At 49.0% G+C, this 15,430-nt stretch carries 11 protein-coding genes; 3 read left to right on the top strand and 8 right to left on the bottom strand.

Translation table 11 applies throughout. From position 1 onward, the window contains the following. The first annotated feature begins 74 nt into the window (after nt 1-74). Nucleotides 75-2,168, top strand: a complete 2,094-nt coding sequence (locus tag FFM82_RS06010; RefSeq protein WP_345368347.1) for a MucBP domain-containing protein — start codon at nt 75-77, stop codon at nt 2,166-2,168. 55 nt (nt 2,169-2,223) lie between these two features. On the opposite strand, the gene FFM82_RS06005 is transcribed toward FFM82_RS06010, so the two are convergent. Together FFM82_RS06005 and FFM82_RS06000 are read right to left on the bottom strand one after the other, a co-directional pair. Next, on the bottom strand, nt 2,224-3,432 hold the full coding sequence (locus tag FFM82_RS06005; protein ID WP_137644964.1) for an MFS transporter: 1,209 nt from the start codon (nt 3,430-3,432) through the stop codon (nt 2,224-2,226). A 32-nt stretch (nt 3,433-3,464) separates the two neighbouring features. Then, nucleotides 3,465-4,970, bottom strand: coding sequence for an FAD-dependent oxidoreductase (locus FFM82_RS06000; RefSeq protein ID WP_137644963.1), 1,506 nt, complete (start codon nt 4,968-4,970; stop codon nt 3,465-3,467). Between the two features lie 122 nt (nt 4,971-5,092). Here FFM82_RS06000 and FFM82_RS05995 point away from each other — a divergent pair, with 122 nt between their 5' ends. Further along, nucleotides 5,093-5,995 carry a helix-turn-helix domain-containing protein gene (locus tag FFM82_RS05995; RefSeq protein WP_137644962.1) on the top strand — a complete coding sequence of 301 codons (903 nt, stop codon included), beginning with the start codon at nt 5,093-5,095 and terminating at the stop codon, nt 5,993-5,995. A 42-nt stretch (nt 5,996-6,037) separates the two neighbouring features. Here the strand turns inward: FFM82_RS05995 and FFM82_RS05990 are convergent, their stop codons facing one another. The 5 genes from FFM82_RS05990 to FFM82_RS05970 all read right to left on the bottom strand — a co-directional run bounded on the left by FFM82_RS05990 (nt 6,038) and on the right by FFM82_RS05970 (nt 11,945). After that, nucleotides 6,038-8,956 (bottom strand): DEAD/DEAH box helicase, encoded by a 2,919-nt coding sequence (locus FFM82_RS05990; protein WP_137644961.1) that lies wholly within the window; start codon nt 8,954-8,956, stop codon nt 6,038-6,040. Then, on the bottom strand, nt 8,943-9,365 hold the full coding sequence (locus tag FFM82_RS05985) for a (deoxy)nucleoside triphosphate pyrophosphohydrolase (RefSeq protein WP_137644960.1): 423 nt from the start codon (nt 9,363-9,365) through the stop codon (nt 8,943-8,945). Before FFM82_RS05985 ends, FFM82_RS05990 begins: the two co-directional genes overlap by 14 nt. Nucleotides 9,366-9,397: 32 nt before the next feature. Next, nucleotides 9,398-9,706: a MazG-like family protein gene (locus tag FFM82_RS05980; protein WP_137644959.1), complete on the bottom strand. Its 309-nt coding sequence runs from the start codon at nt 9,704-9,706 to the stop codon at nt 9,398-9,400. Further along, nucleotides 9,706-11,517, bottom strand: coding sequence for a DUF2075 domain-containing protein (locus FFM82_RS05975; protein ID WP_170178231.1), 1,812 nt, complete (start codon nt 11,515-11,517; stop codon nt 9,706-9,708). Before FFM82_RS05975 ends, FFM82_RS05980 begins: the two co-directional genes overlap by 1 nt. 161 nt (nt 11,518-11,678) lie before the next feature. Beyond that, complete coding sequence (locus tag FFM82_RS05970; RefSeq protein WP_137644958.1) at nt 11,679-11,945, bottom strand: hypothetical protein; 267 nt, start codon at nt 11,943-11,945, stop codon at nt 11,679-11,681. A 179-nt stretch (nt 11,946-12,124) separates the two neighbouring features. On the opposite strand from FFM82_RS05970, the gene FFM82_RS05965 reads away from it, so the two are divergent. After that, entirely contained in the window at nt 12,125-12,697 is a 573-nt protein-coding gene (locus FFM82_RS05965; protein WP_137644957.1) for a hypothetical protein, read from the top strand. A 56-nt stretch (nt 12,698-12,753) separates the two neighbouring features. Here FFM82_RS05965 and FFM82_RS05960 read toward each other — a convergent pair whose 3' ends face one another. Continuing rightward, nucleotides 12,754-15,288: a M1 family metallopeptidase gene (locus tag FFM82_RS05960; RefSeq protein ID WP_137644956.1), complete on the bottom strand. Its 2,535-nt coding sequence runs from the start codon at nt 15,286-15,288 to the stop codon at nt 12,754-12,756. Between the last annotated feature and the right edge of the window lie 142 nt (nt 15,289-15,430).

Here is a 15,430-nt window from a genome sequence, read left to right as displayed (position 1 = left end):
ATAACTGTGCTTCGTCATTATTTGATCCTCCAATTTACTTCCTTAATTATACTAAATCAGAGTCTCTATTTAACTTGTACACTTTTTATTCTAGGCCCAAACTAAATATTCAAAATAACCGAATTAGCGATCTCAGTCCGTTGGCAAACTTAACCAATTTAAAAGCCTTGCACGCCAGTTTCAATCACATTAGCGACTTCCGGCCGTTACAAGGAATTACTGGTCTAACCATCTCTTACGGTAACCAAGTGATTATTCGCGACAAACCCGTTTACGTTGATCGCAATAATAACCAGGCCACGCTGGAAAGTAACATTTATTTGGTCGATGGTACCGAGGTTAAACTAGAACCTAATGTGCGCGTTGGGGAGCCGGTCTGGTTTAATAGCAATAGCTTTGCCTATGGCTATCGTTGGTACTTTAACGGCGCTACCGGTGGCGATTACGGTTCTAACGGGAGTTTAATCTATACCGGCTTAAAGGAACAAGAGCCCGGCATTACGGGGGAATTTAACAACACGACCGTAGTGCCAATGGATAACAAGTATTTCTTGACGGGATCGTATACAGAAAGCGGCATCATTAACTTTGCCGTCATCCAACCCTACATCCTGACCGAAACCGCCGGCCCAATCACCGTCAAGTATCAGGACGAAAACGGCAAGGAGTTGCACGCCGATACCACCCTGACCGGGATGATCGACGAAAACTATACGGCTGAACCACTCGACATTGAAAACTACGAACTGGTCACCACACCGGATAACGCCAGCGGGACCTTTACCGCGGATGGTCAGACGGTGACCTTCGTATACCGGCGGATGGACGCCGGCAACTTGACCTTCAAGTATCAGGATCAAAACGGTGACCCGTTGGCTCCGGATAAGACCGTTTCTGGTCAGGGTCAGCTGGGTGAAAGCTTTGACGAAGCCGCACCGACCATCGACAACTACAAGACGCCGGCCAACGCCAGCGGGACTTTCACCAAGGACGGCCAGACCTTCATCTTCGTTTACCTGCGTCAGGATGCCGCCGACGTGACCATCAAGCATCAGGACGAAGCCGGCAACCAGTTGGCAGACGACCGGGTGCTCAACGGCCACGGCCAGCTGGGGAACGACATTGGCGACTGGCGCGAGGATATTCCGAACTACGAACTGGTCCGAGTTGACGGCGCCAAGACTTTCGGCGCAAGCGCGGAAACCGTCACTTACGTTTACCGCCGCAAGGACGCCGGTGACGTGACCATCAAGTACCAGGATGAAAACGGCAACCCGCTGGCGGACGACCGCCAGCTTGCCGGCAAGGGCCAGCTCGGTTTGGAAATTCCCGACCAACAGCAGGATATCGCGGGCTACCAATTTGTAACCATTAAGAAACAAGCGGTCGGCACCTTTACCGAAGACGCCCAGACGATCATCTACGTTTACCGGCGGACGGCCGGTGAAGCCGTGACCGTCAAGTACCAGGACGTCAACGGTAAGCAACTCCACGCCGACACCACCCTTTCCGGTGCGATCGGTGAAAGCTATACCAGTCAGCCACTCGCAATCACCGGTTACCGGTTGAAGACCGTGATTGGCCAACCAAGCGGGACCTTTGGCGAACAGGCGCAAACCATCACCTACGTCTATGAGGCCGATTTACCGGTCACACCGGTGGAAAACGGCAAGGTTACCGTCCAGTACGTGACCCGCGACGGCAAGGTCTTAAAGACGAGCACCCTCACCGGGAAGGTCGGTAACGCTTACACGACCAGTGCCCTCGACTTTAACGGTTACCAACTGGTGACGACGCCGGATAACGCTAACGGAACCTTCACTAACGGTGCACTAACCGTGACCTACGTCTACCAGGCGGTCACCACCGGGGGCGGCGAAACGCCAACCGATCCGGACAAACCCGACAAGCCACAACCGGAAACACCGGCACCGGATAAAGTGGATCCGCAACCCGAAACGCCGCAACAACCGGCGGGTAACGGCCAGACCGACCCAATCAAGGCCGGCAGCGCCTTCACCCAGTTGCAGAACCAACCGGCCAAAGCCGGTACGGCCCTGCCACAAACCAACGAAGCACAGTCGGCGCGCACCGGGTTACTCGGTCTCGCGTTAGCCGGACTGACCACCGCGTTTGGCTGGTTAACGTTCCGTAAACGGCGCTCATAATCCCATCATTGAACCATAAAAGGCAATCCGCCAAGCGGATTGCCTTTTTCATGCCCTATTCAATGGCATTGTCGACTAAGTTTTTCTGGAACTTGACCAGGTAACAAATCACGCCGAGGATCAGCGCGCCGAAACCACTAACGGAGAAGACGTTTAAGCCCAATCCCTGTAAGGCGTTGGTCAACGGGTTGACAACGAACGGACTCACCACGCCGCCGATCGAGTAAATCGCGACGTAGACCCCCAGCGCCATCGAAACGCTGGTCTTACCGACGGCGATAGAAATCAGGTACGGGAACTGGCCCATCGCGATACTCATCGCGGCACCGACGAAGAAACTGCCGATAAAGGCGGCAATCAGCGAGTTACCGTAACCGACCAACAGGTACGAAACGCCGTACAACAAGTAGGCAATCGCAATCGAGGAATACTTGAAGCGTTTACCAATGACGCCGACAATCAGGCCACACAGCATCCCACCGATCAGTGAAATCGTGGACGTGAGGGCTGCCTGCGACGTCGCCCCCAACTTTTGTTCAACAACGAACAGTGAAATGTTGTTGTTCAAAACGTTGTTCAGTAACATAACCCCAAAGCCCCAGGCCGCGCAGTAGAAGACGTACTTGTTTAGCTTGATACTGCCACCAGTAGCCTCATCATTTTCACCGAGGTCGCGCGGGTGTAACGGTACCAGCGCTAAAATAACGATCAGGACCAGCACGGAGAACAGGTAAATCCAGTAGTTATTGACCCAGCTGCTAGTGGCGGCTAACTGGCCACCACCCATGATGAAGATGATACCACCGAGGTTGGTGAAGGTGGTCGTCAACCCCATCGTTGACTGGCGTTCCTTTTCCGGTAACATTTGTGAAATCAGCACCTGCGATAAGTTGGTGCAGGCCCCCTGTCCGAGCCCCACTAGGCAGGAACAAAATAGCAGAAAAGCAAAGCTGGTATGAAAGGCCAGCGGTAGGAACCCACCGAGGACGACCAGCGCCGCCGCACTAAGTGTCAACGTTTTTAAATTGATTTTGCTGGCGGTCAGTTTCCCAATAATTAGGCCGGCCAGCATCATGAACAGGTTCGGCAGCGAAGTCAGCATCTGCACCCCGGTGTTACTCAACGCGAAGTTCTTGGCAATTGCCGCGTAGGACGGCGTGATGGCAAGGGCCGCCATCCCCATCGAACTAACGGCCAACACGCCGATCCGGGTCTTCGAGACGTAGGCTTTACTTACCGCCGCAACGTTATGTGACGTTTCCATTCAAAACATCCCCCTATTAAATTATTAATCAGTTAGTTAGCCGCGACCGCGTTGGCTTTAACGTAATCAGCCGCGTGGCTGCCGGCAATCCGCCCAGACGTCCAGGTAAAGCCGGAAGCTAACCCTTCAAACGCCGGGTAACTGTGGCCTTCGTAGTAACCGCCGGCGTTGGCGCCACCAGTGTAGAGGCCGGGAATCGGTTCGAAGTTGTCGTCCAGAACGGCCAGGTTTTCGTCAACGCGAACCCCACCGACCGTGCCAAGGTAAGCAGCCTGGGCGATGAAGGCGTAGAACGGACCGCGTTCAACGCTGTAAGCCAGCGACTTAGATGACTTGCTGAATTCGCGGTCGTCCTGGCGGTTAACGGCGTTATTATACGTGGCGACCGTCTTGACGAAGCGTTCCGGATCCATGCCGGCATTGGCAGCCAATTCTTCCAACGTGTTGCCCTTAAAGGCGGTCTCACCCTTGACAGCTTCTTCAGCTAACTGAACAAAGTCGCCGGTACCGGTTGCCGCGCCGGGACCCGCTTTGGAAACTTCAACGGCGTTCTTACCAGCGCTAAAGCGTTCCAAGGTCGCCTTATCGACGATGAACAGGTACTTACCACCTTGGGTCCACGCAGCGTTCGCCCATTCCACGGTATCGTAGACCACGTCTTCGTTGACGAAACGTTGGCCCTTCATGTTAACCCATAACTGGGGCGTTAATAGCAACTGGGTCAAAACGTTGGTCGAGAACCCGGCTAAGTGCTTTTGCGAGGTCTTCTGGGTAACCTTGGATTTGGCTAACTGGGCGGCGTGAATCAACGCGTGGCTGTCGATGTCGGTCGCACCGGCTTTAACCATGGCAGCCATCCCTTCGCCGTTATTCGGTACCCCGAGCTGGCGTAAATTATGGGTGTGCATCGTGGCGGCCACCTTTTCCTTATCACCGCCATAACCACCGGTTGCGACCACCACTGCTTGGGCGTGGATCGTCAACTGGTCGCCATTTTCCGTTGTCGCAGTGGCGCCGGTGACCTTACCGGCGTTGGTCAGTAAGTCGGTCAAAGTTGTGTTGAACTGGAAGGTCACGCCGGCCGCTTCCAGGGTCGCTTGAACGCGTTGGTAACTCTCATCCTTATGCTGGTACATGTGGTAGGAGCCGCCCCGGTAATCATTATCGCGGTGCGCGAACTGGGTCGTGTTGGCGGTCGGGTTGAGCTTGATTTCCATACCCATGCCTTCCAGCCATTCCAGGGTGGCGGCGGAGTTGTTCACAATGTGGGACAATAACGCGCCGTTCGACAAGTAATGGTTATAGTCGGCCAACTGCCGGATGGCTTCCTTGGTGGTCAGGTGCAGGCCGGCCGCCCGTTGTTCCTTGGTATCGATGGCGAAGAAACCGCTGGAGATCTTGGTATTGCCCCCAATTTGCGGTTGCTTTTCAATCACTAATACTTTCAAACCCTTTTCAACGGCGGCGTACGCGGCGGCTAAGCCGGTCCCGCCCGTGCCGGCAACTAATACGTCGGTGCTTAACGTTTCCTGTGTCATTAATATCCACTCCTATCTGAATTTTCAAATTCAGTATAATGCTAAAAAATGCACAAGTGGATAGTGTATAATATCTTTATTAGTACGGAAAAGTATCTTTTCTGAAAGGATTAGTGATTTCAATGGGTAAAATGGTAACGATTAAAGACACGTTGGCGGCGGATGAAACCGTTTTCCACCAGTATCGAGGCGTGGATAACTTCTTAACTGAAAGTAACCGTGCAATTTTTCACATTCGTTTCATTATTAGTCGCGGCATCTGCGAACTGCGCTTCAACGGCCAGTACGTCGCCCTCAATCCGGCCGACATCGTGATGGTGTCGTCAACGAAACCACTGACGATTGAAAACCTGGGCGAACCGGCGAAACTGACCATTTTGGCCGAACAGGTCCACGCCCCCTCGCCGCTTAACTTGGTGGTCGTCGGCGACAATCCGATGGTCCACGACCTGATGAACGCCGGCGAAACCGAGTTACACTACATCGTCTACCGCCACCCCGCCAACCAGATTCGCCAGCGCTACGTTGACCTCCTGCTGGAGCTCGAACGTCACGACTTAAGCGACCCCTTCTTAGACTACCAGCGGGAAATGACGGTCGGCCTGCTGATGACCGAACTATTGCGTAACCACGAGGCCTCAATTTCGATTGCCGACTCCGACTTCCCCGGCACCGACATCCGCCACGCCAGCGCCGACACCCAGACCGGCCTAATTTTCAACTACCTGGTCCTCCACAGCCAGGATGCCACCTTGGCGGGCACCGCCGCCCACTTCGGCTACGATAAGAACTACTTCTCGCGCCTGTGTCGCAAACTATTCGATAAGAGTTTCACCGGCCAGTTGGCCTTCATCCGGATTGAACTGGCGAAGCGGATGCTGGCGCTCTCCAGCAAAGGTATCGATGAAATCGCGTTCGAACTCGGTTACAAAAATATCAGCAGCTTCTTTGCCATTTTCAAGAAAGCCGTGGCCATGACGCCGCGGGAGTATCGGGAGACGCATGGGTATCGAAAGGAAAAATAAAGAGGTTAGTCACTTTAGCGTGGCTAACCTCTTTATTTTTGATTACTTTTCAAATAATAAATACTTATCGTAACGAGCCTGTTGTTTCAAACGCAACAACATTTTTACAATTGGTTCTACCTTATCCTTGGCCTGAAAGGTTTCTTGCTTATATGATTCAACCGTGACTTCTCCAAAATAGTAAAAGTCACTGCCTTCATCATCACTTTTTTTAATGAATAGATGAATTGTTGTCGTTGGATCCAAGATAGACTGTACTTCTTTGGAATCAATTTTCACATTATGCCGTGTATACCATTGAAAAATATCAGCGTTAATAAATCGGTCCTCATACTTAATGCTATCCTCAATCTCATCAGACTTCGAGTACGTAACAAAAATGGGACAAGCTTGCTGTCTTATCCGATAACCATAAACTGTCGAGCTGACATCATTTTCCCATCCAAGTAAACGACAAACATCTTTTCGAGTGTAGCGTTGATAAAGTGTAAATCGTTGATTGGTCATATAATGACAGTCCTTGGCTCTTAACAGACCAACACTTATCGCATCTTCTATCAGTCGTTTAAACCATGGGTTGCTATCCAACGCAGCCAGAATATCCGAATTTAAGCGATAGTAACCAGCCTCAGATATCACTGCCGAATTATCGCCATATTTTTTTTGATTAGCAGTAGTAAAAAAATCCAAGGACAATACTCGGCTGACTGAATGTTTAACTGTGTCATCAAAGAATATATTTTCATGTTGAATTAAAATTTCAAACTTCTGTTCATCTAGCTGTCCATAATTTTTTATTAACTGCTGTAATAAAAATAATTCTACTGTTCTTTTACCATTCATAAGTTCCAATGAGATAAAACTAAGAATTGCTTCTTCATTAAATGAAAGGTGAATATCTTCTTTCATTTTCAATAGGAACTGGTAATAATTATTAAAGCGGTTGGCAAAAACCATGCTATCCACTGTACCGTGCTGCTGAAAATCAGTTAATAGCGGAATTCTCCCAAGACGATTCTTCAAATCTTGATAGTCGTCTCGTAAAACTTTCAAACTATCAAGTGCCGTATTATTAATAGAATTATAAATACGTTCCTTTGCAATTTCAGAAAAACTAATTGTAGAAATTCCTGATACTTGCTTTAACTCCAGATCATCACGAGCATTATTTTTACTTCGCGATTTATCACCAGTCAGTGCAATTGGAATCAAGTAGTTATTTTTATAATTACCGATAAAATCGATTACCGTAACAAAATCCTTGCCTTGAAATTTTCGCAACCCACGGCCCAACTGTTGAACAAAAACGATACTAGACTGCGTATTTCTCAACATAACAATCTGATTGACACAGGGAATATCAACCCCTTCGTTAAAAACATCGACAGTAATGATATAACTAATTTCATCATTTTCCAATTGTTGTACAATTGCATCTCGCTGATCTTGCGGCGTACTACCAGTAATTGCTTCACTTGGATAACCGCGCGCGCTTAAAGCCGACGCTAAGTCATAAGCCTCATCAGTTCGACTACAAAAGATTAGTCCACGTAAAACTTCGCCCGAATAGCCATAGTATTCAGTTTGCTTTACCACGTAGTTAACCCGCTCTTCAGAAACTAACCACTTCAGATTACTCGGATCATCAATTACTTCACCATCACGTTCATAATCAGTAATTCCAATATATCTAAAAGGACATAACATATCCGCATCTAGAGCTACTTGTAACCGAATCTCATAAGCAATGTTATAGTCAAACATTTCATACAAGTTAAAATCATCCATCCGTTCAGGTGTTGCCGTCATTCCAAGCAAAAAATTAGGAGAAAAATGATCGACCACTTTTTGATAAGAAGACGCACCTGCGCGATGAACTTCATCAATTAGAATATAATCAAAGTAATTAGAACTAAACCGCGTTAATTGTTCATCTCTGGATAGTGTTTGAATCGTAGCAAACAAATATTTAGCAGAAAAATTCTTATCATTTCCCGAAATAATTCCAAATTCTGCTTCAAACTTAGTCCTAGTTTGTTTCCCGTACAATTCACCATATTTTTTTAAATATTTTGGCCATAAAACATCTTGAAAACTTTTAACAGTCTTCTTTAAAATTTGTTCTCGATGAACTATATATAAAAATCGTTTTGGTTGAAAATTTTTAACATCTAGTGCACCCAAATACGTTTTACCCGTACCGGTTGCAGAAATCACTAACGCCCGATGCTCACCTTTTTTCCGGACTTCATCTAGGGAACTAAGTGCGTCACGCTGCATATCGTTTGGTTTAATGTCACCATCACCAATTAAGTATTGTGGAGACGAATCATCAAGTAACTCTTCACGCGAAACCTTGGGCTTACTTGCATAACGAATTCGATACTGATCAATCCATTTATTAGTAAGTGGCTGAGCGGCATCCCATTCTTTTTCAACTTCCGAAATCAACTTATCTGTTAAAACACCGTTATCGTGCGATGTAAATTTAACGTTCCACTCGTAATTGCGCATCAGTGCCCCTGAAGTTAGATTGGAACTACCGATAATAACAGACTGATATTGTTCATCAGCATGATCAAAGATATAGCCTTTTGCATGAAACGCCTTTGAGTCAGCAATTCGAACTTCAATATTTTCAAATTTCAATAGTTCTTGAAATGCTTTAGGGGCGTTAAACGTCAAGTAATCAGCAGTTAATATTCTTCCTTGAATATTATGTCTAGCTAAATCTGCTAATTTAACTTTTAAGGCTGCCAAGGCACTTTCAGTTACAAATGCAATAACAAAGGTAAATGATGAACAGTGATCCAACTCTCGCTCCAAGTGCATCAGCATCGAATCACCAGCATTATTATAAATAAAACGCGGCATTAAAAACTCTGTGCCTTCAAAACGTTGATCTACAAACCCGTTAGATAGTGAACGTGTGATTCTTCGCTGTGTTTCAGTTAAGTTCATTAAACTTCACCTTTGCTAGATCAGCGGTCTCAAGAGCATACGCAATTGTCTGATCCGCATCCGCCCACTTTAAATTTTTAATTTGTTCCTGTGTAATCCATTCCACTTTACTATGTGCAATCAAATCAAAATTATGCGTTACAAATTTTGCATAATATGCTGTTAAATTAACAATGCCAAAATCGTACTCATGTACACCAGTTGCGACCTTTTCACCCACAATAATTTGATCGTCAAACTCTTCCATCATTTCCCTTATCAATGCACGCTCTGGGGTTTCTCCGACTTCTATTTTTCCACCGGGAAATTCCCATAAAGTACCTAAAATCCGGTCATCATTCCGTTTAGTCGCCAGTATCTTCCCGTTTTCCAATAAAACAGCACCAACAACAGTAATTTGTTTTTTCACTTCATACAAACCTTTCTACATACAATACCAGCCTATTTTTCCGTCTTCCAATGTCTTTCCTGATTAAACTTCATCTTGTTCGCCACAATCGTTAACGGATCAACGCCCAGCTTCTCACACATGTAAAACGTATAAATCAGGGTATCGGCTAACTCTTCCTCCAAGTGTTGTTCCTCAGCTTCACTCAGCTTTGCATCACTCAGTTTCCACTGAAAGATTTCTAGCACCTCACTGGCTTCTAGGTTTAGCGACAGCGCTAAGTCCTTTAAATTATGGTACTTTTGCCAACCCTTTTTGTTTCTAAATTCAATCAGCGATTTTTCAATATCAGAATAGTCCATTAGTCATCCTCCAAGGTATGGGTCGTCCCCGCTGCTTCCAATAACTTTGCCTGTAAGGCATCGTCGACCGCGTAAACGAACAGGCCGTGGACGCCACGGGTCAGCAACACGTTCAGTTCGTTACGTAACAGTTCTTCCGCGACGTCAATCTGCTGACCTTTCCAAGTTCGTTTCTGGGTTGCGCTGCGGTTTTTACTAGCACTGGCATCAAAAACAATGCGCCCGTCACGGTACTTCACCGACGGACCGATAATTACCGCAGCGTAGTTCAGATCAAAACCCTGAATGGTAAAAGTCGAACCGACTTCACCGACCGTTTGGGGTTGTTCCGCCCAAGCCAATAGTTTATTCCGGCGCTTTTGACCTTCAACTGCCGGTAATTGTAAATTCCACGGTAAGTGCCACTGGCCGATTTTAACTTCCCAGTAGTCACCGTTCTTTGGTTTGGCCTTACCGCCCGAATATGGCCAATCAAAGGTCGCCAACATCCGAACCAGACTGGCCTGCCCCTGCGCACGTTGTTGGTCTAACCGTTGCACCCGTCGGTACAGTTGTTCAGGCGAACGAGCCACTTTTAGTTGGTAGCGGTCATCCGCCGGTATCTGTCCGACCGTCCGTTCAACAATCAATGTTCGAATCCAATCAATGGTTGCCTGATCAGCGACCATCCGTTCCTGATTGACCAGTTCAATGCGGTTTCCCTGACTTTCCGCGCCGTCTTCGAGTTTACGCACTGCGGCATCGTCCAGGTATTCCTGCGTCGTTAAAATCTGGTACTTATCAAAAACGATAATTACGACCTTCGCTAATTTAAGCAGGTCCTGCAACTGGTTTTCACCGCGGTAGGACTGCTTCCCCTGTGTCCACAACAAATGCGCCTCGTCGACTAATACCACGTCGACTTTCGGCTGACCCTGATGGGTGTTAATAAAGTGGGTCGGACGCGACACGATGTCTTTAACGTCGGTATCCAAGCCTAGCTTCCGGGCAATCGCCTGATAGACTTTGACCTGTTGCTCATGGTTGACCAACAAGTATAACTGCTTCGGTCGCACTAACGGACTCCCCGTCAAATCATAAAATAAGTTGCTTAGTAGCACGGTCTTCCCGGTTCCTGCCTGACCGGCAATAAAAATAACGGTCGCGTCTTGGTCATCCGCTTCGTTACGCCGCGCTGCAAGGGCGTTTTCAACCTTCCCTAAAATTTTGACCTTGCTCTCATTTTGTTCGTAATTAAGGTTGTGAAACGGCGATGCTTTAAAAATAGCCGTGTTCTCGATTTCTGCCTGGTCTTCGAAAATATCAGCCCGCTTACGGCGCAACGCCTGCCAAATTCGGTTAAAGATCTCATCCGAATAGTCCGACATAAAGTACTTGCGTTGCGGATTAAAGCGGCGGTTATCCAGCCGTTTAACGTTCTTAACGCTCATCAGGTATAGCATTAGGCGGTTCTCAATGTCTAGCGTCAGCGACTTATTAAAGTAGCGGTTGCCGACGACCATCATCTGAGCGTTGCCACTCTGCTTAAGTGCCAACCAGTCGGCCCGTTGCTTAGCATCGATGCCTAAGTGCTCCTGCGTCCGCCGTTCGATGTCACTGGTCTCGCCGACATAAACGATGAACTTGGGCGCCTGCTGCTTGGTCGCTGCCTTTTCATCATAAATCAGGTAAACGGTCGGGTATTCCAAGATTAGTTCCTGATTGGTCACCTGATCATGGAGCCGGTCCCGAAAATGTACGTTGTAAGGCACCACCTCGACGACCGGATCCAAGCCGGTCAGTTGTTCTTCCATCGGTTCATAGCGCACCATTGCTCACCACCTTAATCTTACTGTTATCACTATTATAAACAGAAATAACGGGGCAAGAAAGGTTGTTTTACCTTTACTTTTTGAACACCCACGACTTAACCACTACTATATAATTTAATGCTTCTAAATAAAGCGGCATCAGCTAACTAACACCTTTTTTCCTACACATTCGGAATATTCGTCAAAATCACACCCGGTTCCTTAAACACCCGCTCCGCCATTTCCTGCGCCCAGTCGCCGTCGTCACCGACAGCGTCCAAAAAAAGCGGTTTAAAGTGGCTAAAGGCCTCAGCCGCCGTCCATTCGACCGCCGGCACGTTGGCTGGTAAGCCGCATTCCTGAACGGCCCGTTTTCTGGCCCGCCACTCGTTTTCTTCGGCAATTAGTGCCTGCTGCTGTTGTTGATCAGTAAATTCGTAAAATCGCATTCTCGGCACCCTGGCTTTCCATCTTTAAGTTAACGTTGTGGTTCAGAATAACCCTTCCGACCGCCATTTTCAACGGTCATTATGGGTAATCAACCGTTGCCACCCTCACTTAATTTCCGTCGGCGAATCCACCATTCTGGCGTATACTGAATGGACAACCTACGGAAGAAGGGCATCCCATGATTTTTTGGACCATTCAAAACAAGGCCGTGCTGGAGCAACTCAAAACCAACGGCATCTACTTTCCCGATTTCAGCCAAAGCGGCTACCTCGCGGAAAACAATAAGTTAGCACCACTTTACAGCCACATCTTACACGCGATGAACACAATCAACTCGGTGTCGGTCAGCGAACAGACCGGTAAGGGCGTCGTCTTCTGCTTCTCGGGCTTCGACCAGCAGAATAACCAGTCGCTCGAAACCATCGACCAGTTTGTGACCTTCATCCGCAACAACCACGCGCCGATTGAAAGTCTCTGGAAACACCTGACTAGCAACCCCGATAACGTCTTATTGCAGGTCAACTTCGACGAAATGTTCTTCAACCCGTTGCTGATCGACATCAACGACTTCCAATACCTGATGCCGCCGGTGCTGACTTTCCCGCCCTTTGGTGAAAATGACGAACGCGAGATCAAAGCCGCCATCGCCATGGGCCAGTATCACGAACCGACCTTCCCAAGCAACATCGTACAAGCGCACCTGCCCTATTTACAGGCCGATGACATCGTGAAATATTACGAATTATCCTAATCGAAAACGCCCGGTAACAGCGAATCGCTGTTACCGGACGTTTTTAGTTCTAAATATTAATTGACGGCTTTGGCAACGGCTGCGTTCACCGCTGCTTTTTCGGCCTCGACTAAGGCCACGCGACTAGCAATGACCTTGGTATCCATCTTGATTTCACGCGTCAAACCGGGGGTGTTGAGCTTCGGTTCAAAGAAGGCCTTAAATTCGGCCAACCGTGCCGGCGTGTGGAAGACACGGGCAATCACGGGCACGTAGGTCGTGAATTCCATGTCGCCACCAACCGTTGCTTCTAACCACTTCCAGTCGTTTCGGATCCAGTCCCAAGCCAGTTGTTCACCAGCCGGGTTAGCTAGGACGCCGCGGAACCAGGCCCGCAAGTCTTGCGGCTTAATGACGTCGGCGTCCTCAAAGGCGGCGATCAGCCGTTTTAACAAGTCCTGATCCGGCGTTGCCGTTAAGGCCGTCGCGATATCGGCCTTGTAACCGCCGTCCGCGGAGTTGCGGTGTTCCGCCAACAACCGGTCGAACAGCGCGGCGTTACCAAAGTGCTTGACCTCGTTACGGAGCACGAAGACCCGGATATCTGCCGGTAAGCTGGCCAACTGTTGCTGGTTGCCTTCAAACAGTTCGTGCGCCGCCAAAATGGCCGCCTGATTTTGGGCGTAGAGGGCGGCACTAAGGACGTACGGCCGGGTCAACTGGTCATCGAACGATTCACCGGCCTTTGGCGTCCAGCCCAACCGCTCGACCTGCCGACTGCTCAACTGGTCGTAAAGCGCCCGTAACTGCTTCTCTTCGTCGGAATCCGGCGTTACGAACTTGCGTAAGTTACCCGCCAACTGGTAGAGCGCCGCGTTAACAACCGTCGAGTGGCTGTCGGCAAAGCGGGCCAATAACGGTACCACGCTGGCGTAAGATAATTGCCGGCCTTCCGCGAGTAAGCGGAAGTCTTGGAGCAGTTGTAACTGGTCGATTGGCGTTAAATCATCAACGTGGTCCAGAATGTCGGCCAACAAGGTCTGGTCGTACTTGACGATGAAGTGCGAATTATTACCGACGTTTAAGCGGAACGGCTTGCCGGCTGCCTGCCGCAACGCCTGGTAATCGCCTAGGGTCGCCGCCTGGTCACCGAAAACGGCCGGAGCCGCGTCGTAGTTACTGTTCAACGGAATCTTCCACTGCCGGCCAGCATCCTTGCCGTCACCGATGAAGAACTGTTGTTGCGCAATCCGTAACTGCCCGTCAACGACCTGCGCCGTTAAGACCGGGTAACCCGGTTGTTCCAGCCAGGTGTTCATGATATCGCCAACTTGGACGCCGGAAGCGTCCGCCAAGGCGTTCCACAAATCGTCACCGGTGGCGTTACCGTACTTATGGGCAATGAAGTACTGCTTCAAGCCCTGGCGAAGCGCCGAGTCACCGAGCATCCCGCGGACCATCACCAGCATCCGCGCACCCTTAGCGTAAACGATGGCACTATCGAAAATCGAATCGATTTCGGCCGGGTCTTCCACCTGAACGTGAACGGATTGCACACCGTCAGTCGCATCCCGTTGTAAAGCCATTGACGCTTCGGACGTCTGGAAGGTTTCCCAGATGTGCCAGTCGGGTTCGAGCGCGTCGATCGCCACGTATTCCATCATGTTGGCAAAACTTTCGTTCAACCATAAGTTATCCCACCACTTCATGGTGACCAGGTCACCGAACCATTGGTGAGCAAGTTCGTGAGCAATCACGGTCGCAACCCGCTGCTTGATTTCCAACGCAGTGTTGTCTGGATCAAGCAGTAAGTAGGCTTCGCGGTAAGTGACCAGCCCCCAGTTTTCCATCGCACCGGCTGAGAAGTCCGGCAAGGCTAACTGCCAGGAATGTGGTAACGGGTACGGCGTCTGGTAGAAGTCTTCGTAAAATTCAATCGAACGCTTGGCGATGTCCAGGGCAAAGTCCAGTTCGTTGGCCTTGTGCGCCTTGGTACCGTAAACGCCGACCGTGACCCCGCTCTTCGTCTTGGTGGTCTTACCTTGTAGGTCCCCGAAGGCAAAGGCGATTAAGTAGGTCGACATCCGGACGGTCGTATCAAAGTAGTGAACACCGTTTTCAACTTTCTTTTCGGGCATGTTGCTCAAAATCGTTTCGCCCGGCTGTTCGTCATATTTGATGGCCAGGTCGAAAGTCGCCTTAGCTTCCGGTTCGTCGACACACGGGAAGGCCTGCCGAGCAGCGGTAGTTTCGAACTGCGTACCGACCAACTGCTTCTTTTCACCGTTAACTTGGTAGTAAGATGGGTAAATCCCCATCATACTGTCAGTCAACTTGGTTTGGTAATCGATGGCTAACGTAACGTTGCCGGTCTTCGCCAAGTCGATGCGGATCCCCTGGATATCATTATCCACGGTAAACGGGACGTCGACCCCATCGGCCTGCACCGCCGTCACCGTCAGAAATTTTTGGTGAATTAAAACTTCCTTGGTAACCGCGTTCCCAGTAATCGTTGATTTACCAGCAATTTGCTTGGTGCCACGGTTGATATCGATATAAATATCGTAGTGTTCTGGTTGAAAGGTTTCGTAAAAGTGGTTTGTTTCTGCCATGTTTTTCTCCTCGTTTTTTAAGAATAGTTTCATTATACGACATCTTGGTTAAGAAAGGGAACTGGGTGGTTTCAACATCAAATGCTAACAAAAACATGCACCCGAAAAGGTGCATGTTTTTGGCACATGAAATCACTATTGT

The sequence above is a fragment of the Lactiplantibacillus plajomi genome (genome assembly GCF_005405405.1).
GTDB lineage: Bacteria > Bacillota > Bacilli > Lactobacillales > Lactobacillaceae > Lactiplantibacillus > Lactiplantibacillus plajomi.
Note: the sequence above shows the minus strand (reverse complement) of the source record. Positions and strands in the feature narration are given on the sequence as shown.

Excerpts from the sequence above, each read along its gene's own strand:
- FFM82_RS05995 (WP_137644962.1), top strand. The coding sequence starts at position 5,093 with ATGGGTAAAATGGTAACGATTAAAGACACGTTGGCGGCGGATGAAACC.
- FFM82_RS05980 (WP_137644959.1), bottom strand. The coding sequence starts at position 9,706 with ATGGACTATTCTGATATTGAAAAATCGCTGATTGAATTTAGAAACAAA.
- FFM82_RS06005 (WP_137644964.1), bottom strand. The coding sequence starts at position 3,432 with ATGGAAACGTCACATAACGTTGCGGCGGTAAGTAAAGCCTACGTCTCG.
- FFM82_RS05975 (WP_170178231.1), bottom strand. The coding sequence starts at position 11,517 with ATGGTGCGCTATGAACCGATGGAAGAACAACTGACCGGCTTGGATCCG.
- FFM82_RS05990 (WP_137644961.1), bottom strand. The coding sequence starts at position 8,956 with ATGAACTTAACTGAAACACAGCGAAGAATCACACGTTCACTATCTAAC.
- FFM82_RS05960 (WP_137644956.1), bottom strand. The coding sequence starts at position 15,288 with ATGGCAGAAACAAACCACTTTTACGAAACCTTTCAACCAGAACACTAC.
- FFM82_RS06000 (WP_137644963.1), bottom strand. The coding sequence starts at position 4,970 with ATGACACAGGAAACGTTAAGCACCGACGTATTAGTTGCCGGCACGGGC.
- FFM82_RS05970 (WP_137644958.1), bottom strand. The coding sequence starts at position 11,945 with ATGCGATTTTACGAATTTACTGATCAACAACAGCAGCAGGCACTAATT.
- FFM82_RS05965 (WP_137644957.1), top strand. The coding sequence starts at position 12,125 with ATGATTTTTTGGACCATTCAAAACAAGGCCGTGCTGGAGCAACTCAAA.